This window comes from Parapedobacter sp. (assembly GCF_035556095.1).
Classification (GTDB): domain Bacteria; phylum Bacteroidota; class Bacteroidia; order Sphingobacteriales; family Sphingobacteriaceae; genus Parapedobacter.
Genome location: NZ_DATMFT010000016.1, coordinates 12,593 through 32,550 on the forward strand (window position 1 = coordinate 12,593; position 19,958 = coordinate 32,550).

The 19,958-nt window shown below is 48.0% G+C and carries 15 protein-coding genes; all 15 read left to right on the top strand.

Annotation, left to right across the window (positions count from 1 at the left end):
* Positions 1–87 precede the first annotated feature (87 nt).
* The gene (locus tag VNQ80_RS07230; protein WP_325636961.1) at positions 88–1,227 is read left to right on the top strand and encodes a DUF4998 domain-containing protein; all 1,140 of its coding nucleotides are present in this window, start codon (positions 88–90) and stop codon (positions 1,225–1,227) included.
* A 28-nt stretch (positions 1,228–1,255) separates the two neighbouring features.
* Entirely contained in the window at positions 1,256–2,551 is a 1,296-nt protein-coding gene (locus VNQ80_RS07235) for a Gfo/Idh/MocA family oxidoreductase (protein WP_325636963.1), read from the top strand.
* Between the two features lie 254 nt (positions 2,552–2,805).
* Positions 2,806–4,164, top strand: coding sequence for an aspartate aminotransferase family protein (locus VNQ80_RS07240; protein ID WP_325636965.1), 1,359 nt, complete (start codon positions 2,806–2,808; stop codon positions 4,162–4,164).
* 14 nt (positions 4,165–4,178) lie between these two features.
* Positions 4,179–5,357 carry a galactonate dehydratase gene (gene dgoD / locus VNQ80_RS07245; protein ID WP_325636967.1) on the top strand — a complete coding sequence of 393 codons (1,179 nt, stop codon included), beginning with the start codon at positions 4,179–4,181 and terminating at the stop codon, positions 5,355–5,357.
* Positions 5,358–5,378: 21 nt separating this feature from the next.
* On the top strand, positions 5,379–6,143 hold the full coding sequence (locus VNQ80_RS07250) for an SDR family oxidoreductase (RefSeq protein WP_325636969.1): 765 nt from the start codon (positions 5,379–5,381) through the stop codon (positions 6,141–6,143).
* A gap of 9 nt (positions 6,144–6,152) precedes the next feature.
* Positions 6,153–7,535, top strand: coding sequence for a hypothetical protein (locus tag VNQ80_RS07255; RefSeq protein WP_325636971.1), 1,383 nt, complete (start codon positions 6,153–6,155; stop codon positions 7,533–7,535).
* Positions 7,536–7,546: 11 nt separating this feature from the next.
* Entirely contained in the window at positions 7,547–9,118 is a 1,572-nt protein-coding gene (locus VNQ80_RS07260; protein WP_325636974.1) for an SLC5 family protein, read from the top strand.
* Positions 9,119–9,132: 14 nt separating this feature from the next.
* On the top strand, positions 9,133–10,257 hold the full coding sequence (locus VNQ80_RS07265) for a Gfo/Idh/MocA family oxidoreductase (protein ID WP_325636976.1): 1,125 nt from the start codon (positions 9,133–9,135) through the stop codon (positions 10,255–10,257).
* Positions 10,258–10,358: 101 nt separating this feature from the next.
* Positions 10,359–11,132, top strand: a complete 774-nt coding sequence (locus tag VNQ80_RS07270; protein ID WP_325636978.1) for a 3-hydroxybutyrate dehydrogenase — start codon at positions 10,359–10,361, stop codon at positions 11,130–11,132.
* 31 nt (positions 11,133–11,163) lie between these two features.
* Positions 11,164–12,057: an SMP-30/gluconolactonase/LRE family protein gene (locus tag VNQ80_RS07275; RefSeq protein WP_325636980.1), complete on the top strand. Its 894-nt coding sequence runs from the start codon at positions 11,164–11,166 to the stop codon at positions 12,055–12,057.
* Positions 12,058–12,292: 235 nt separating this feature from the next.
* Entirely contained in the window at positions 12,293–13,768 is a 1,476-nt protein-coding gene (locus tag VNQ80_RS07280) for a Gfo/Idh/MocA family oxidoreductase (RefSeq protein WP_325636982.1), read from the top strand.
* Positions 13,769–14,183: 415 nt separating this feature from the next.
* The gene (locus tag VNQ80_RS07285; protein ID WP_325636984.1) at positions 14,184–14,606 is read left to right on the top strand and encodes a c-type cytochrome; all 423 of its coding nucleotides are present in this window, start codon (positions 14,184–14,186) and stop codon (positions 14,604–14,606) included.
* Positions 14,607–14,791: 185 nt separating this feature from the next.
* The gene (locus VNQ80_RS07290) at positions 14,792–16,681 is read left to right on the top strand and encodes a hypothetical protein (RefSeq protein WP_325636986.1); all 1,890 of its coding nucleotides are present in this window, start codon (positions 14,792–14,794) and stop codon (positions 16,679–16,681) included.
* Between the two features lie 29 nt (positions 16,682–16,710).
* Positions 16,711–18,192, top strand: a complete 1,482-nt coding sequence (locus tag VNQ80_RS07295) for a DUF5060 domain-containing protein (RefSeq protein WP_325636988.1) — start codon at positions 16,711–16,713, stop codon at positions 18,190–18,192.
* A gap of 39 nt (positions 18,193–18,231) precedes the next feature.
* The gene (locus VNQ80_RS07300) at positions 18,232–19,893 is read left to right on the top strand and encodes a DUF4038 domain-containing protein (RefSeq protein WP_325636990.1); all 1,662 of its coding nucleotides are present in this window, start codon (positions 18,232–18,234) and stop codon (positions 19,891–19,893) included.
* Positions 19,894–19,958 lie beyond the last annotated feature (65 nt).

Here is a 19,958-nt window from a genome sequence, read left to right on the forward strand (position 1 = left end):
ATTACAGGTATCCGCGTTGAAGCTAAGTGGAGCTTGATCCCACTCACAATAATTACTGTTGTATTTGGGCTTTCATCCTGTAAAAAAATGGATGATACTTACCGAGATTATGTGGGGGAAGGCGAGATTGTCTATGTAAGCAAGGCCGACTCCGTCACTGCGCATTCGGGAAATAATCGCATGCTTTTAACGTGGGTTCAGGGAGCGAACCCCAAAGTTGCCGGCATCCGGGTATTTGATAGCGACGGAGAACTGTTGGCAGAACAGCTAATCGAAGAGGTCGTACCGGGTAAATCGGGTGAAATTTTGTTAAATAGTATGCCAGAAGGCGTATATTCCCTAGATGTTTTCACATTTGACGATAAAGGCAACACGTCGGTTAAGGTTACTGTTCCCGGTACGTCTTATGGTGAGCGGTATCAGGAGTCGTTACAGACCAGGAGAGTTGAAAAAGCGGTTTATCAGGGTGAGCACGTTCAAATTGATTGGTTCAGGCCCGCAAGCGACGCAATTTCTACAGAGGTCGTATATGAAGATATCCATGGCGACGAAATTGTGATCGCCACGCCACGTGGAGAGGCACGAACGATACTTACCGATTTTAAGCCTAAAACGCCCATCAAATATCGAACGTTATTTATGCCCGACACCACATCGATTGATACATTTTATTCGGAATATATGGTTGTTCAGCTCGAATACTTGTTGAACAAAGCAAAATTTAAGCGATGGAATACGGCCGATTTCCCCTATACAGAATATAACATGGGCAGCATATACAATATCGAGCGGTTGTGGGATGAGGTATATACCGAATACGGATATATTTATTTGGAAACAGACCCATTGCCGCGTAGCTTCACTTTCGATCTGGGACAGCTTGCAAGCATCGAACGTATCCGGCTGAGTCCCAACTGGAGTTCGCAGCTTTATAAAAACGGTAACATTAAGAAGGCAGAAATATGGGGCTCAGCGACGCCCGATGTGTCGACAGACTTTTCGACGTGGACCTATTTAGGTACATTGGAATCCGTAAAGCCGTCGGGGTTGCCGTTGGGGCAGGAGACAGCTGAGGACTTAGCGTATGCACAAGCAGGTGAAAATTTTAAGCTGGCAGATAACCTGCCTCCCGTGCGATATATTCGCTTTGTGGTACAAGATACGTGGTCGGGTTCTATATCAATGCACATCACCGAGCTTACTTTTTGGGGCGAAATAATCAAATGAAATGAATCTTTAATAAAAAAATAAGTATATGAAAACGAGTAGCAAAATGGATGCCTTAAACCAGTTGTCAAATTTACCGGTGGACCCGTCACAATCAAGGAGACGTTTTTTACAGGCCCTTGGGGTTGGCGCAGCAGCAATAGGGCTGCAACAGATCAGCTGCTCGGGTGCAAAACAGGTCGCCCAAGCTAGTTCCGGAAAGAATATGGTAGATCTAGCATCTATTCCGGGGTTTGAAAAGACAACTGCGGACCCACGTGCTTCGGAGGGTTGGCAATCGATTTCCAATCGGAAGATCAAAGTAGGTTTGGTAGGACATGGCGTCTGTAAATTCGCAGTGCAATTCGGATTCCAGGACCACCCCAATGTGGAGGTGGTTGCTGTGAGTGACTTGTTCCCGGACCGGCTTGCGGAAATGGCAAAAATTGCTCGCTGTGACCGGACTTACCCTTCGCTGGAGGAAATGCTTAAAAAAGATAAGGAAATCGAAGCTGTATTCCTAGCAACCGATGCACCAAGTCATGCCAAACATGCAATCATGGCTTTAAACCGTGGCGTGCACGTTGCGAGTGCTGTACCTGCGGTGTTCGGGTCATTGGAAGATGCCGACAAGCTATGGGAAGCTTGGAAGACGAGCGGAAAAAAATACATGCTGTTCGAGACATCAGCCTTCCACGACGATGTGCATACGATGCGTGAATTGTATAAACGCGACTACTTCGGGAAGATTATTTATGCGGAAGGTGAATACTACCACTATTTCGGCACGCCACTAGATGGATACAACAACTGGCGGGAAGGTTTGCCACCGCAATATTATCCAACCCATTCCAATGGATATTATGGATGTGTAACCGGGCAACGGTTTACCGAAGTTTCTTGTTTGGGTATTCCCAGTATTTTAGATCAGTTCCAGGCGCAAAACAACGTGTATAAGAATCCGTTCGGTACAGAGGTGGCTAATTTCCGGACGAGTGAGAACGGATCGGCGAGAATGGTGGTAAGTTGGGATACACCAGGTTTTGGTGCTGAAGCCGGTCGGATAAGAGGTGAGAAGGGATCATATTACAACAATCAATTCCAGGGATTGGTAAACGAGGTTCCCACCATTAAACGGCCGCCATTGCCTCCGGGTGTAGACGCCGGTGGTCATGGCGGATCCCACGGCCAATTGACGAACGAGTTTGTTACAGCGATAATTCAGGATCGGGCGCCCTTGGTTGATATGCCACTGGCGCTTAACCTATCCGTAGCGGGTATTGTAGCGCACCACTCTGCTTTGAAAGGCGGAGAATGGATGAAGATACCGCAATACGATATATAGCAGGTGGGAACGGACTTGTTTTAATTTGTCTTATGAGAAGGCGTACGGTCGGAGTAAGTTAGCTTGGGTTTGGAACCAAATCGCGTTTTTAAGACAGATAGGAATATGCCGTTTTGCGCAGAGGTCAATTGGAAAGATGCTTTACAAGAAGCCTAAAGAGGTGAATGCACGAATCGTCTCGAAAAATGGAAAACCCATGGCCAACCCTAATTTTGATAAATAAAAAGAGTTACTCAATTAAATAAATAGCAAGAATGAAAAATGAAAACTGGCCGAAGTCGTTACACCTTTTAACGGAAAATGAGCGGGTTATTCCAGGGGGGGTGGTCTCGTTAAATCGCAAAACAGATCCTAATATTTGTTTTGCGAAAGGGGTAGGTAGTCGTGTTTGGGATATCGATGGTCGGGAATATATCGATTACCAAGCGGGTTTTGCTGCTGCATTTTTGGGTCATAATGATGTCGATGTCAATGATGCCGTGGCACAATCTATAACGGATGATCTGGTATTAATGGGTGCCGGGCCGACGAATCTGGAAGGGGAGTTTGCCAGACTCTTTTGTGATAGTGTGCCGAATGTCGACAAGATCCAAATTACAACGACAGGTTCCGAAGCCACATACCATGCCATCCGTATCGCACGTGCAGCGACCGGCAGAAACCATGTAATCATCATGCAGGGAGGCTACAACGGCTGGCATAATGATGTAGCCGCAAACGTAATCAGTAGTTTGGATGTCGTTGGTCCGCGTGTTTCTCCCGGTGAGTATCCGATTGATGCGCTTTCGGCTGGGATTCCTGAAGAACACCGCTCGCTCATTCACGTCGTGAATTACAATGATTTGAGCTCGGTTGAATATATTGTAAAGCGTTTTCCGGTAGCATGCATCGTGTTGGAACCTATTTTACAGAATATTGGTATTGTGAAGCCACTGCCGGGATATTTGGAAGGATTAAGGGCGCTTGCTGATGAGCAGGGCTTCCTGTTGATATTCGATGAGGTAAAGACCGGTTTCCGGCATGCATTAGGCGGATACCAAAGTATTTGCGGCGTTATGCCGGATTTGAGTACATTTGGAAAAGCAGTGGCCAATGGGTATCCGATGGGCGTCATCGGGGGCAAAGCGAAGTATATGGACTATTTTGTGCACCCAGAAAAAGACAAGCGCGTACTGATTGCGGGAACATTTAATGCGCACCCGTTAACCACAGTCGCAGCAATTGCAACGCTGCGTAAGCTTTCGTCTCCGGAATTCGGTGTATATGAACATGTAAACCAGTTAGGTAACTTGCTCGAAACCGGGTTGAATGATATTTTGTCGGATTACGATAAGCCGTTCTATGTGGCTAGACAGGGCTCTGCTTTCTGCGTTTATTTTATGGACCACGCACCTGTGGATTACCATGACTTGGCTGTGAACCATGATTTTGCCTTTGATAAAGCGTATCGTCATAAACTTATTGAAGAGGGTATATTTAATTTCCCACTTCCGATTAAACAAGGTAGTATTTCTTTTGCACACGCCGTTTCGGATATCGAAGAGACATTAGCGAAGACCAAAAAAGTGATTGGCCAGTTGATGGCTCGACAAAAGGCAACGGCAGCTATTTAATTTCCATTGAGCTAATGAAAATTACGGCGATTGAAACGTATGTATGCCATGCACGCATGCGGAATTGGATTTTTGTAAAGGTGGTTACGGACCAGCCCGGATTGTGGGGGTGGGGAGAAGCGACGCTCGAATGGCATACGCGTGCCGTGGTTGGTGCAATAGAAGATATTTCCCAACTGCTTATCGGGGAAGATCCGCGCCGGATCGAGCACCTCTGGCAAATGATGTATCGGCAGCATTTCTGGCATGGGAATGGAATTGTTCGGGGCACGGCTATTAGTGGTATCGACATTGCGTTGTGGGACATTCTCGGTAAGGCACATGGCGTACCGTGTCATGAGCTTTGGGGTGGTCGGGTACGGGATTGCATCCGGCTTTATTGCCATCTCGGCGGTGGTAAAATGGAAGACTTCTACCAAACAAAACCCGACGATGCCAACCGTTTCGCTGAACTCGCCCAGCAAGCCGTGGAAGACGGGTTTACGGCATTCAAGTCTATGGCTGTTCCCGAGACCATGCCGTTGGAGGGGCTTACGCCCGTTCGCTATGCCGAGGCATGTGTGAAAGCAATGCGTGAAGCGGTTGGAGATGGAATTGATATTATGGTGGATTGCCATGCTCGGCCGAGCCCGAGGATGGGAATGCAGTTTGCCAAAGCATTGGAACCTTATGGGCTTTATTTTTTCGAGGAACCCTGTTGGCCCGAAACGATGGATGATATCGCGTTGATTCAACGTGCGGTTTCTACACCGATTGCGAGTGGAGAGCGCTTGGTTACCATCCATGCGTTTCGCGAACTGTTTGAGAAGAGAGCGGTCAGCGTGATCCAGCCGGATATCACGCATTGCGGAGGGTTAAGTGAAGTGCGGCGAATTGCGGCCATGGCCGAGGCATACCGGATTTCGGTGGCCCCTCACAATCCGCAAGGCCCGGTAAGTACCGCGGCATCCATCGAGTTCGGCTTTGCGACACCTTCATATATCATTTGCGAAAGCGTGCACAGTGATGTGCCATGGCGGCAGGACGTCGTGAGCGAAGGTTTTGTGATAGAATCCAAAGGACAGATCGTAAAACCAAATAATCGACCGGGGCTAGGTATTGAGATCAACGAAGAGGAAGTGAAAAAGCATCCTTTTCAACAGGAAGTGCTGCAACGTACCTTCTACCCGGACGGTAGTGTTGGCGATTGGTAGACCGGCTAATATATAATCTGAATGGAGAAAATTTTCAAAGATCAAACGGCCATTATAAGTGGTGGTATCGGTGATATCGGATTTGCAACCGCCATTGAAATGGCCAAGCTGGGTGCTCATGTAGCGTTGTGCGGTCGGCGTTCGCCTGATGCTGTGCAGGAGAAACTTGCACGGATTGCAGTCCATGGTGTGCAAGTGGACTACCGGCAGGTGGATATTGCGGATGCAGTGGCTGTGAAGCGATGGATTGAAGAGGTCAATGATGCGTTGGGAACAGCGACCTTGGTTATCGCTAATGCAGCGGTTACGCGGTTTGCCGGAATACATGAAATAACCGCCGATGAATGGTTGGCGGATATGAATGTCAATCTAAATGGTGCATTTTATATGACGCAAGCGGCAACCGCGCAGCTGCTGGAAAAGCAGCTTCCGGGACGTGTCGTATTCGTTGGTAGCTGGGCAGGTACACATGTACATACACATATGCCGGCATACTCGGTTTCCAAAGCCGGTATGACCATGTTGTGCAAGTGCATGGCATTGGCCCTCGCCCCCCACGATATCTTGGTCAATGAAATTGCTCCCGGTTATGTGGATGCCGGCCTAAGTGGCCGGTATTTGGAGGCAAATCCAGATAAGGTTAGTGAACTTACAGAACGGGTTCCTGCTAAGCGACTCATGAGTGCTGAAGAGGTTGCCAAGCAGATTGTCTTTTTATGTCATCCGGAAAATAAGCAAATGACTGGGAGCACGTTACTAATGGACGGCGGCTTATCACTGATTTAAATCACATGTATGGATATTGCAGACAATCAAGAATCAAATAACACAGCATTTTCAGGGTTTATCGGGGTATCCCAAATCGAAATCAATCCGCCGCTGGGCATATATGCCCGAAGTTGGGGCGCGGGTGAAACCGATAACGCAGTGGGTTTCCATAGGCCACTAACGCTTACTTGCATTACCTTTCAGGCCAGCCGTAATGAACAACCGCTGGTACTCATCGGAGCTGACTTGGGATGGTGGAAGAACGCCGATGACGAATTGGAATTACGGCACGGTATCCTTGAGGCCGTTGGTCTCCCCGAAACGCATTTAATGTTCTGCCTTTCACATACCCATGCCGGCCCCAGTTTGTCTAAGGCTGATGCCTCCAAACCTGGGGGTAACTGGATTGCGCCTTACTTACTTCAGTTAAAGAAAAAGGCAGTAGGCGCTATCCGTGAGGCACTTAAAAATGCGACAACGTCGGTTTTGGATTGGCGGTATGGCACCTGCGATTTAGCGACAAATCGGGATTTGCGAATGCCGCACGAAAACCGAGTCGTCGTCGGCTTCAATCCGCAAAGTGAAGCCGATCATACCCTTCTTGTAGGCCGGATTGTTGATACGGAGGGGAATGTTAAGGCAACAATCGTAAATTATGCCTGTCACCCGACAACGTTAGCTTGGGACAATCAGCTTCTTTCGCCCGATTACATCGGCGCCATGCGCGAGTTAGTAGAAAATCAAGTAGGAGGTCGTGTGCTCTTTCTACAGGGGGCATCGGGTGAGCTTGCACCTGCCGAACAATATGTGGGCGATACGGAGATAGCAGATGCGCATGGCCGTCGGCTAGGATACGCCGTCTTGGCCACGCTTGAAGCCATGGGCAGACCAAAAGAAATATTAAATTACAGCCATATCGTAGAATCGGGAGCCCCACTTGCCGTTTGGTCTAAAAAGCGGATAGTCGCTTCAGCACATCTCGAAGCGACACTTTTACATGTACCTTTTCAATTGAAAGCGCTGCCCTCCCTAGCCGACATCGAAGCGACCTGGGCGGTCTGTGAAGATCCGGTGCAAAAAGAACGATTATGGCGCAAGATAGGGATTCGGAAAACGGTTGGCGAAGGGGATACTGTGGCTATGCCACTATGGGTATGGCAGATTGGAAACTCTTGTTTGGTGGGACAGCCGAATGAAACGTATTCCCGGTACCAACAACGGATACGTGCGGCGTGTGCACCCTTACCTGTATCCGTAATCAATATCGTCAATGGCTATGCAGGCTATTTGCCACCGGAAGAGCAGTATGCGGATGACATGTATGCTGTTTGGCAGTCGCCATTTGCCGCGGGGTCCCTAGAGGCCCTCGAGAACCAGACAATTACTGCACTGAATCAACTACTGAAGTAGACAACATTTACATGGTTTCCAATTTCACAACACTTGATGTTTTAATATTTGCGGTCTACATACTTGGTGTCGTAGGCCTTGGGATGTTCGCCTCTCGCAAAGGCAAAGATACCAATCGGGATTATTTTTTGGCAGGCGATAAACTTCCGTGGTGGATGGTGGGTGGAAGCATCATTGCAGCAAACATCAGTAGCCATCAACTCGTAGGTGTAATGGGGGTAGCGTACGATCGCGGTTTTGTAGCGATGGTGGTAGAGTGGGGCGCCATTTTGGTTGGTTTCAATGCCTTGTTATGGATTTTCCTTCCGTTTTATTTGCGGAATGGTTTCTACACGATGCCGGAATTTTTGCAACGGCGATTTGGTGCGACATCGAAGACCATATATGCACTACTCGTTCTGCTCACCTATGTTTTCGTTGAAATCAGCGCGGTACTTTATCTCGGTGCACTTTCTCTCCACGAATTGTTGGGTATTCCGATGTCTACCAGTGTAATTGTTCTTGCATTGGCAACAGGCCTTTACACGATAATAGGAGGATTAAGAGCTGTTATATGGACGGAAATGGTTCAACTGGCTGTGTTGATCTTAGGTATGGTAGCGCTCTCTTTTACAACCATTGATGCCGCCGGCGGATTTTCTGCTGTGCTGGAAACGACCAAGGACTGGAAGCTGATGATGCCGGCAGACGATCCAGATTTTCCATGGACAATGTATTTGGGTGGAATGCTGTGTATCAGCGTTTTTTACAATGCCACTAATCAATTTATCGTACAGCGTACCCTTGCCGCGAAAAATGAGTGGCACGCACGGATGGGCGTTATTTTCGGCGATTATCTGAAGTTTTTATTGCCATTTTTAATTATCTTCCCAGCATTGGTAGCTCCTACGTTGTTTCCCGATTTGGAGAAACCTGATCTATTATTTGCCGTACTGGTAGAAAACCTGTTGCCCACGGGATTGGTCGGATTGGTTATGGCGGGTCTGATTGCGGCCGTAATGTCGCACCTTTCAGGGGCTATAAATTCATGTACCACCATCCTGACGATGGATATCTATCGGCCTTATATTCGGCCACAATCCACAGAGAAAGAATCAGTCAGATTCGGTCGGTTATCCGGCATGGTTGTGATTGTGTTGGGTATCGTCTGTACGGGCTTATTGGCGCTGTATTCTGAGAAACCGATATTTATTTATCTGATGAATGCGTACGGTTATTTTACGCCGGGTATTGCCACGATGTTCTTATTGGGGATCTTATGGAAGCGGACCACCCATTCCGGTGCTGTTGCAGCGGGACTGCTTACCGTTCCCCTTTCGCTGGCACTTGAATTTGTCTTTCCCGAAATGTCGTTTTTCAATCGTACGGGTATCGTGTTTTGGAGCTGTATGGTAATATGCGCACTGGTTAGTTTAGTGACCAAGCCGAAAACAGCTACCGAATTGACGGGCCTCATCTGGAACAGAAGCAGTTTGTCGCTGCGTCCGGAAGAACGTGCTCAACAACGTGGGCTAAGGAATCCGTTTATTTGGTGGGCGCTAATTACTATTGTGGTTTTATTCTTTTACATCAAATTTGCGTAACTTAACAAGAAAATATGGATGTTAACGGCCGGATTCGGGTTGGAGTGGTGGGCGCGGGATTTGGCGCCAGTTTTTATTTTCATCTCCACCCCAACAGCAGGGTTGAAGCCGTAGCGGCAACCTTACCACAAGAACGTGCAAGGCTGCAAACTACTTATGGGTGTGAGAAAGCCTACCGATCATTAACAGAACTGCTCAAGGACCCATGTGTTGATGCAGTTGCATTATTTACTCCGGCGCCATTACACGCGCAACACTCCGTGGAAGCCCTTCAAGCAGGGAAACACGTGCTGTGTGCCGTACCGGTAGGGTTATCCATTCGAGAATGTGCGATGGTGAAGAAAGCTGTTCAGCAAACCGGGCTCACTTATATGATGGCCGAAACGAGTGCATACCGGCAGGATACAATTTCTGTAAAGGAATTTTATCGTGGTGGCCAATTCGGTAACCTCATTGCCGCCGAAGCCGAGTACCACCACCCAGGGCTAGAAGATTATTTCTTTGATGCAGCGGGCAAACCGACGTGGCGACACGGGTTGCCACCCATGTTATACGCTACCCATTGCACAGCCTTTTTGAGTGGTGTAACCGGCGAACAGTTAGCCTCGGTTAGCTGCATTGGCTGGGGTGACGACAGTGAGTTGCTGAAAGGAAATCCCTACGGGAATTCCTTTTGGAACCAAACTGCACTTTTTAAAAGTGAACTCGGTACCGCATTCAAAGTAAATATCAGTTGGCGCGGCGCACTCCTGCCGACCGAGAGGTGTGAGTGGCACGGCGATAAAATGAGCTTTTATAGCAAAGATCCACGGGGTCTTGATGCAGTCATCGTAAAGAAGGCAGAAGCCATAGGAACAGATGATGCGGGATTTCTAATTCATCAACCTACTGCGGAACGTTACGAACAGGTGTTGTGGTGGCACACGGATATGTTGCCGGAGCCACTCCGCGTAGACAGTGGGCATTATGGAGCCCATACATTTATCACCCATGAATTTGTAGATTCGCTCATTTCGGGTCGGGCGCCCGAGGTAGATATAGCGGCGAGCATCGCATATACCCTTCCTGGCATCGTTGCTCATGAGTCCGCGTTAAAAAATGGTGAGCAGCTTTCCGTTCCTACATTTGAAAGTTTATGATTCAATCGAGAGAAATGGATCTGAGCATCCTCGGTGCGATGGGGTTTCTCATGGCCGCGAGTTGACAAAGAATGGCAACGAAGTAAGAAATATGTAAAGCAATGGAAGGTAGGGTTGTATTAATTACCGGTGCGGCAAACGGCATCGGTTTGGAAATTGCCAAAACAATGGCACAGGCTGGGGGGCGCATATGGATGTTGGATCTGAATGAAGCAGAAGTGGTCTCTCAAGCCCAATTGCTTAAGTTGCAAGGTTTCGAGGTTGCTGGAGTTGGCTGCGACGTGACGGATGAGCAGCAGCTGGGAGCGATAATTGATGAAGTGATTGAAACGGCTGGACGGCTAGACATCCTGGTTAACAATGCAGGCAAGCAATATGTGTCATCGATCGACGAATTCCCTTCTGACCAATTCGAGCTTATGGTAAAATTGATGCTAACGGCCCCCTTTTATGCTATCAAGCGTGTTCTTCCGGTGATGAGGAACCAGCGTTATGGCCGTATCATCAATATGGCTTCAATAAATGGACTCGTTGGATTTGCCGGAAAGGCCGCATACAATAGTGCGAAGCATGGTCTCATCGGCCTTACAAAAGTCGCTGCATTAGAGGTCGCCTCACAGGGTATTACCGTAAATGCCGTTTGCCCTGGCTATGTGGACACCCCACTGGTGCGGGGGCAGCTTGCGGATTTGGCGCGGACACGAAATGTTGCCGTTGAAGACGTATTAGCGGAAGTGATTTATCCATTGGTACCCCAACGTCGGTTATTGGAAGTTCAGGAGATCGCAGACTATGTGTTGTATTTAGCAGGTGAACGGGCGAAAGGAATAACCGGGCAGGCGGTCGTGATTGATGGGGGGTATACCTCGCAATGAAGGTGGCACGGGTCATTGACATATAAAAACTATGAAATTGGTAACGGAATATCAAGTTCTACCTGTGGAATTAGCCGATTTGGGGGAAGGTCCCGTTTGGGACGATCAGCTTAATAGGTTGCTTTGGGTAGATATTGTCAATGGCAAAGTCCTCGCTTGGTATCCCGAAACCAGTCAGACGGAAACGTATTCCTTTACCGGTCAAATCGGCGCACTTGCACTCACTCCCCAATCGAACCATGTGGTGGCTGCGACAGATACTGGATTTGCGTTGCTCGACTTAGAAACCGGCGAGAGAAAAGATATTGGAGACCCGGAAGCCGACTTGCACGACAACCGTTTCAACGATGGAAAATGTGACTCGCGTGGTCGCTTCTGGGCGGGCTCGCTGAACGAAGAAGGACGTAACGATGCGGCGTTATATATGTTGGATCGCTCGGGCACGATTTCAAAGAAAATCGAGGGCGTATCGTGCTCCAATGGCTTGGCCTGGTCGGCGGACGATCGTACATTTTATTATATCGATACACCGACCCAGCAAGTGGTGGCATATGATTTCAACGTGGCAACCGCAAAGATAGCAAACCGCCGTGTGGTAATCAACGTGCTGTCTTCAGACGGCTGGCCGGATGGAATGACAATCGATGGGGAGGGCATGTTGTGGGTGGCGCTGTGGGGTGGATGGAAGGTGGTGCGATGGAATCCGCATACGGGGAAAAAACTGCAGGAGATTAGACTGCCCGTGTCACAAGTAACTTCTTGCACTTTTGGTGGAAGGAATCTTCAGGATTTATACATTACTTCCGCAAGGAAAGGGCTCACAACAAGCGAGTTAGTCTTAGAGCCCCATGCCGGCGCATTGTTCGTGGCCAAAGGCGTAGGCGTACAAGGCGTACCGCCAGCGAGGACAATTTTCGGTTTATAGCCTTCCGTTTGCACTTTTATATTAGCTTTGCGTAGTCAAGTGTCATGCAATTGGCATTAGCAGATTGTTTAAGTAGCAGATTGTTAACCAAAGTTATTGATTAATGAAACCATCATGATTTTCAAAATCAAACAGCGGAATGATTAAACGGCTTCAGCCATCTTGAATGCCGTTGAAGTCAAACACAAATGAAAAATCATGATAGCTTCATCACCAAAAAAACAAATTTAGACAGATGAAAAAACGTAACTCACACAAACCGAGTGCAACCCGTAGGGATTTTATTAAGACGGGAGCAATGGCAGCTGCCGGTTTCATGATCGTACCGCGGCATGTATTGGGCGGGGCAGGATTTATTGCCCCCAGTGATAAGTTAAATATTGCCGGCGTCGGCGTGGGTGGTAAGGGCCATTCGGACGTAAGGAACGCCTGGAATAAGGGTAAGGAAAATATCGTGGCGCTGGTAGATGTCGATTTGAATAAGGGCAAGTCATGCTTCGATGAATTCCCTAAAGCCAAGAGATACCAGGATTATCGCAAGATGTTGGATGAAATGGGCAAAGACATCGACGCAGTAATCGTATCTACGCCCGACCACACCCATGCGATTGTCGCACTGACTGCCATGGAGATGGGTAAACACGTGTATGTCCAAAAACCGCTCGCCCATAGTCTGCATGAAACGCGGGTGCTAACAGAAGCGGCTAGGAAATACAAGGTAGTGAGCCAGATGGGTAACCAGGGTGCATCCAATCCGGGCCAACTGCAGTTATTGGAATGGTTTGACCAAGGGTTAATCGGCCCTGTACATGAAGCGCACGTTTGGACAAACCGCCCCGTATGGCCGCAAGGTATCCCATTCCCCACACAGAAGGACCCCGTTCCTGATTATTTAGATTGGGATTTGTGGGTTGGCCCGGCAGAATGGGTGGATTATAGTCCGGCCTGGCATCCGTTCAAATGGCATGGCTGGTGGAACACCGGTACCGGTGCCTTGGGTGATATGGGTTGCCATTTGATTGATTCTGCTTTCCGCACGCTCCGGTTGGGCTATCCAACAGAGGTTGAAGCGAGCGTAGGCCAGGTGTTTATTAAAGATTGGGAAGCGGAATATATCCCCGAAGGCTGCCCGCCATCATCGGTCATCCAACTTAAATTTCCGGAAACAAGCCATAACAAGTCGGAAATGAAACTGAACTGGTATGATGGTGGTATCCGCCCGTTCCATCCAGACCTAATTCCGGCGGACGATCCGTTGGGAGACCCCGATAGCAGCAACGGTGTGATGCTGATCGGCTCGAAAGGTGTAATTATGTGTGGCACGTATGGACACCATGCCAAGCTATATTTGAAAGGTGGTGAAACAAGAGCCATGGCTGAGGGTGCATTTAAGAACAGCTACTCAGATATGCCTGAGTTCGGACATCAGGTGGCTTGGACAGATGCCTGCAAAGCTGGTTTTGATAGCAAGGCGCATAAAGCATTGACTTCGTCTTTTGATTACGCGGGCCCATTGAGTGAGACGGTCATTATGGGTAACCTAGCCATCCGTAGCTATATGCATCGGGAACCGAATGCAGACGGTAAGGGATTCAGCTTCACCGGCCGTAAGCGCTTGATATGGGATGGGGAGATGCAAAAGATAACCAACTACGAGCCCGCAAACCAGTTTGTGAAACGGAAGTATCGCGAAGGCTGGAGGCAAGTGTAGGCACTTGTGATAATTTAACTGTTTTTTATCCCTGCGTGATTTAACAATATCGAATCATGTCGGGTTCATGATTTAGCCCCGATTCTCCTTGTTTCGGGGCTTTTTAGTTTGATAGCTTTTCCGCAAATTTCACCCCCTTACCGTCCTTAATATCCTGCTCAGCTTGCAGAATTTCGGCGACGAAGCCATCCACCTATACCCTGAGCATCTTTGCCAGTTCGTGAATGAGCGGCAGGTGCTTTTTCTGTATTTTTTCAAAATGAGTTCCATAGCTATAAAGCTAATGAATTTTGAAATAATGAGTCACCGTAAGTAAGTACGTGGTACCGGGAAATTATATTAAATTTGGAAATCAATATTAAATAACTCAGTGAGATTATTTTTCTCGAAGTAGCTTTATCAAAATCGGATGACGATGCGCACGTTGCTTATTGCCCTTACCATACCGGCTGTTCTCGTCGCTTGTTCGTCCGTTCCTGATCGACAGGAAAGACACGGGGCGGGAAACCAGCGCAAACCTGCTATTGCGCGATTGGCTGGCGACGTTAACGTTACGCCATCGGTCAGCGTGTTGGACAAAGGGAAAGTATTGATATCGTATTCCGATTGTGCAGCGTGCCACAAAGCCGCCGATCGGAAGCGCGGTCCGGCATTTCAAGACATCGCCGCCCGATACCCGATGAATAGTACCTATATCGACATACTGGCTAAGCGTATCGTGCTGGGTACCAAGGGTGCATGGGGCAACGTGGTGATGCCCCCGCATCCCACCATTTCTGAAGAAGATGCTAGGACCATGGTGATGTATATCCTGTCCTCGGATCGAGAAAGTGAGTAGCCGTCTTGATACCACAGCCATGAAGGTACAGGATGTCCATTTGCCAAAAATCAACCATCTTTAGCAAGTGTAACCGTAGTGCCGGTAATCGGATCGCGACTGACCGTAGATTATTTATAGACCTAGAAGGTTTTTATTCCTGTTTTGATTGGGCGCTCGCTGCATCTTTTAACGTATATATGAATATGATGAAGGAATATATGACAATCAGGTTCGGGCTTTTGTCCGCTTGTATTTTCCTCTTCAACATTGTATGGGTTTATGGACAGGTGTTTTCGGGACCGCAATTGGTTTCCAGTTCAGAGGCCGACACGTGGGTGGCTATCGATGATATCGGCAGACCGTTGCCTGCCGAGGTGCATGAAGGGATTCGGGAGGGGCGCTTCGTTGGGATATTCTATTTTCTGTGGCATGGTGCACATGGTTACGATACGAATAGAAGCAGTGAAAATTCCAAATTGGGTGAAATTCTCGAGAAATTGCCTGCTGACACCGTAAGCCCATACAACATAACTGAAATCCTTGCTGCTAATCCAAGTGCTCCGAAATACGGGCCATTGTCTGCGTGGCACCACTGGGCAGAACCGTATTTTGGTTATTACCTATCAGATGATGAGTGGGTAATCAGGAAGCATGGACAATTATTGGCCGATGCGGGTGTTGATGTGATGATTTTTGATGTCACAAACGCCTTTATCTATCTGGATCAGGTCAGCAAGATCGTGGAAGTGTTTCGGAAAATGCGAAAAGAAGGGCAATCCACCCCCAGGTTTGCTTTTATGGTTAACTCATCTCCCCAGGAGCAGGTGAGGCGTTTGTACGATCATATTTACGAAAAGGAGCTGTTTAAGGATTTATGGTTCTACTGGAAAGGCAAACCACTGATGCTCGCTCCTGAGGAAGGGTTTGATGATGAAACACGGGAATTCTTTACCCGACGGCAGTCGTGGGCCTTCAGCGATGCCCCAAAGGGGTGGGATGACTGGTTTGGGAATGGCCGGAATAAATGGACGTGGGTTGATCAAATACCGCAGGCATACGGCTGGAACGAAAACGACAGTTCGGCTGAGCAGATCAGTGTATCCATCGCCCAGCATGCCACCTATTATAATGTTGGACGGAGCCATCATAACGGACAACAGCCGGCTCCTGAATATGAGGATTCCGGTGCGGGGCTATATTTTGAAGAGCAATGGGAGCGTGCGTTGGCTGTCGATCCGGAGTTTGTTTTTATAACCGGCTGGAATGAATGGATTTCCTTCCCCTTCATCATGGATTCACCGCTCACATTCGATGGAAAGCCGTTGAGATTTCTCAATAAACAGTTAACCATGGGCGACGTGTTCTTCATCGATTGCTACAATGATGAATATAGCCGTGATGCCGAGCCGGTAAAGGGGCTCTTCGGTGACAACTATTATTATCAGATGGTCTCCAATATAAGGAAGTTTAAAGGCACAAGGAAACGCGGCAATTATCGTGGTATAGATCGTATTACCGTTGATGGGCGTTTCGATGATTGGAAAGCGGTAGAAGCAACTTATTACGACGACCGCGGCGATGTTTACCACCGCCGCCACGCTGGATGGGGAAGAATTGCAGAATACAGGGATGAAACTGGCCGAAATGATTTTGTACTGTGCAAAACCGCAAGTGATTCGTCTTATGTTTATTTTTATGTAAAGACCGCGGCTCCCATCACTCCACCGTCGTCAAAAGATTGGATGCGATTGTTTATTGGCGTTCGTGCAGAGCGTACAGATAGCGGATGGCAAGGTTTTCATTTTTTGGTGAACCGGGAACCGATTAACGATACCTTGGTTAGGATAGACCGTATCACCAACAACCCTTTTGATTTTTTACCTGTTGGTACGGCGGATTTTCGTTTAAAAGGCAACGAGATGGAGGTAAAGGTTGCAAAAGAGGTATTGAATATTGTTGGTGATTGCTTTGAAATCGATTTCAAGTGGATGGACAATGTACCGCTTGACGGAGATGCTATGCATTGGCTCGATAAAGGTGATACGGCTCCGAACGCACGGTTCCGATATCGGTTTGGAAAAAACAGCGAATAGCCCTTTTTTTAACACAAAGACATTGTTGTATGAGCATTTTGAAATTTTTATGGGTACTCTGCGTGATCTTGGTGACCACTGAAGTGCGTGCACAGGTCGAAATCGAAAAATGGGGGGTGTTTGAAAAGACGCTTAAAGGCCCGGAATCTGGCAATCCGTTCACGGATATCGAGCTGACAGCTTGGTTTGTGAATGGAAACGATACCGTGGAGGTACAGGGTTTTTACGATGGCGACGGGCGTTACATGTTTCGGTTCTCTCCCGATAACGAAGGGGTATGGAAGTACCGGACCTCCAGTAATGTAAAAAAACTGGATCGCCGCACAGGTGACTTTCGCTGTATTCCAGCCCGCACCCATAACCATGGTCCGGTCGATGTGAGAGGCACATTCCGGTTTAGCTACCGGGATGGTACGCCATATGTTTGCGTAGGGACCACATTGTATGCGTGGGTTCACCAGGGCGATAGCCTTGCGGAAGTCACGTTGAACACCTTGTCCCGTGGTTATTTCAATAAAGTGCGGATGTGTATCTTTCCCAAAGCATACTGGTGGAACCAAAATGAACCTGAAATGTACCCGTTCGAGGGGGACCCGCTTGAAAACTGGGATTATTCTCGCTTTAACCCAACCTATTTTCAAAATATTGAACAACGAATTCAGCAGTTGGACTCGCTTGGTATCCAAGCGGATTTGATCGTGTTTCATCCCTACGACAGGTGGGGGTTTTCGAAGATGGATAGCTTAACGGATGACCGTTACATCCGATACATCATCGCCCGATTTTCTGCGTATAAGAACGTTTGGTGGAGTATGGCGAATGAGTTTGACTTTTTGGAGGATAAGACTATGGAGGATTGGGATCGCTATATCCGTATGTTTGCGAAGCAGGATCCTCACCAACGTTTACGTGGTATCCATAATGGAGTAGCCATGTACGACCACACCAATCCATTACTTACCCACGCCAGTATCCAAATGAAGGAGGTGGAAAGGGGTAAAGAATTCAGGAACACCTATAAAAAACCAGTTATTTTCGATGAGTGTCTTTATGAAGGTAATGTCCCGTGGTTTTGGGGGCAGCTTACGCCCGAAGAGATGGTGCAGAAATTCTGGGAAGGCGCCGTAAATGGGGTGTATGTTGGCCATGGGGAGACCTATCTGACGACCATCCGCACAGATGTTCCAGTTCAAGAGAATGACGACGTACTGTGGTGGTCGAAGGGTGGGGTGTTGAAGGGTAAAAGCCCCGATCGAATCTTATTCCTTCGGCATTTGCTGGAATCGGGTGCAGGATCAAAAGAAGACAGCCCGGATGATTATCTGATTTATCTGGGCACACACCAGCCAGCCCTCCATCTCCTTGAGTTTACTGAAGGCATATATGATATCGATGTTATCGATACATGGAATATGACCATTTCCAAATCTGAAAAGGAATATTCCGGTTATAGTTTAATCCGGATGCCACAGCGGCCATATATGGCGCTTCGGGTGAAGCGAAAGAAATGATTAGGTAGCTAACCAAGGTTTATGTATTTGCTAAATAATATGAGTAGAACGAACGCAATCAACTTCAGGCAACCGAACGTCCGACGGATAATGGTAATATTGGTGTTCTGTTTTTTGTCTTCCGTATCAATGGGCCAAAAAAGGGTATACGTGGACCAATGGGAGCCGATAGAAATTACATTCAGCAGCGTAGTGGCATATGACAATCCAGTATACGATGCGGTATTAGAATCCACGTTTGTATCACCATCGGGCGAGCAACACCATGTGGAGGGTTTTTGGGATGGTGGAAATAACTGGAAAATTCGGTTTATGCCGAATGAAAAAGGCGTGTGGCATTACAGAACGCACTGTACGGATACAGCGAACCACACATTACACAATCAATCGGGCACATTCAGGTGTCGAAAGAATAAATCGCGACTGGAAATCTATGAGCACGGTAAGGTAACCCACGAGGCTGGCAATTACCACATCACTCATGCTGATGGCACCCCTTTTTTCTACCTGGGCTGTACGGCTTGGAATGGAGCAATGCGTTCCACTGATGGGGAATGGGCAACCTACCTTAAGCATCGGAGAGCGAATAACTATTCGGTCATCCAGTTTGTAACCACGCAATGGCGGGGGCTCCCACCAGAGGCATTGGAAGAGATCGCTTTTACCGGTGTTGAGCCGATAAATGTCAATCCGGTTTTTTTTCAGCAGCTCGATAAGAAAGTCGAACAAATCAATGCAGCGGGCTTGGTTGCTGCACCGATTATGCTTTGGGCATGGTCTGGAAAGGGTAATCCCGGCAAAGACTTGCCGGTTCCGAGCGCGGTAAAGTTGGCAAAATATATCAAAGCTCGGTATGATGCCTATCACGTGATATGGAATTTGGGAGGCGATGGTGTGTTCACGGGCGATAATGAGGTCCGATGGAAACAAATCGGTCACGAAGTATTTGGCGACAGGCGAGCCAACCAAAGTATGGTTACCCTTCATACAGCGGGTTTCCAATGGTATGGCCGTGCATATGATGGAGCGTCTTGGCTGGATATGATTTCATATCAAACCGGTCACACCAACTCTGCGAATGCCGTGCGTTGGAAAACCCGTGGCCCTGTTGTCAGTGATTGGAAAGATCTCACGCCACGCCCCATCATCGATACGGAGCCGGCGTATGAGGGACAGGGGGAGCGCGAGAACGATTACGAAGTGAGGAAAAGTAGTTTATGGAGTTTGTTCAGTGCACCGGTTGCTGGGGTTGGCTACGGTGCTTGGAGCACGTGGCCGTGGCTACGGGTAGGAGAGACTTCATACAACCACGGCATGAAAGAACCATCGAAATATGACTGGGAAGACGGTATCAACAGCAAGGCGAGTATCCAAATCGGTCGGCTCCCGGCGTTTTTTAATCAATTCGAATGGTGGCGTCTAAAGCCCGCACGCGACGTCGTTACATCGCAGCGTGAGGGCGACCAGGTGTTGAATACAATCAGTGTATTAACTGATGAAGATGCTGGAGTGATGTTGGTGTATGTGCCGGTAGCACAAACGTTTGAATTGACGTACGAAAATGCTGAGCAAATTAAAGATGCCGTTTGGTATTATCCAGCTACAGGTACGTACGAGTCAGCGGACGTAGATCGTAGCAACAACATTATTGAAGCCATGTCGAAAAGCGATACTGATGTGATTTTGGTACTTACAAAGTGATCACCATGAAGGTACAGGATGTCCGTTTGGAAATAAAAGCTTTTTTTAGCAACTGTAAACTTAAC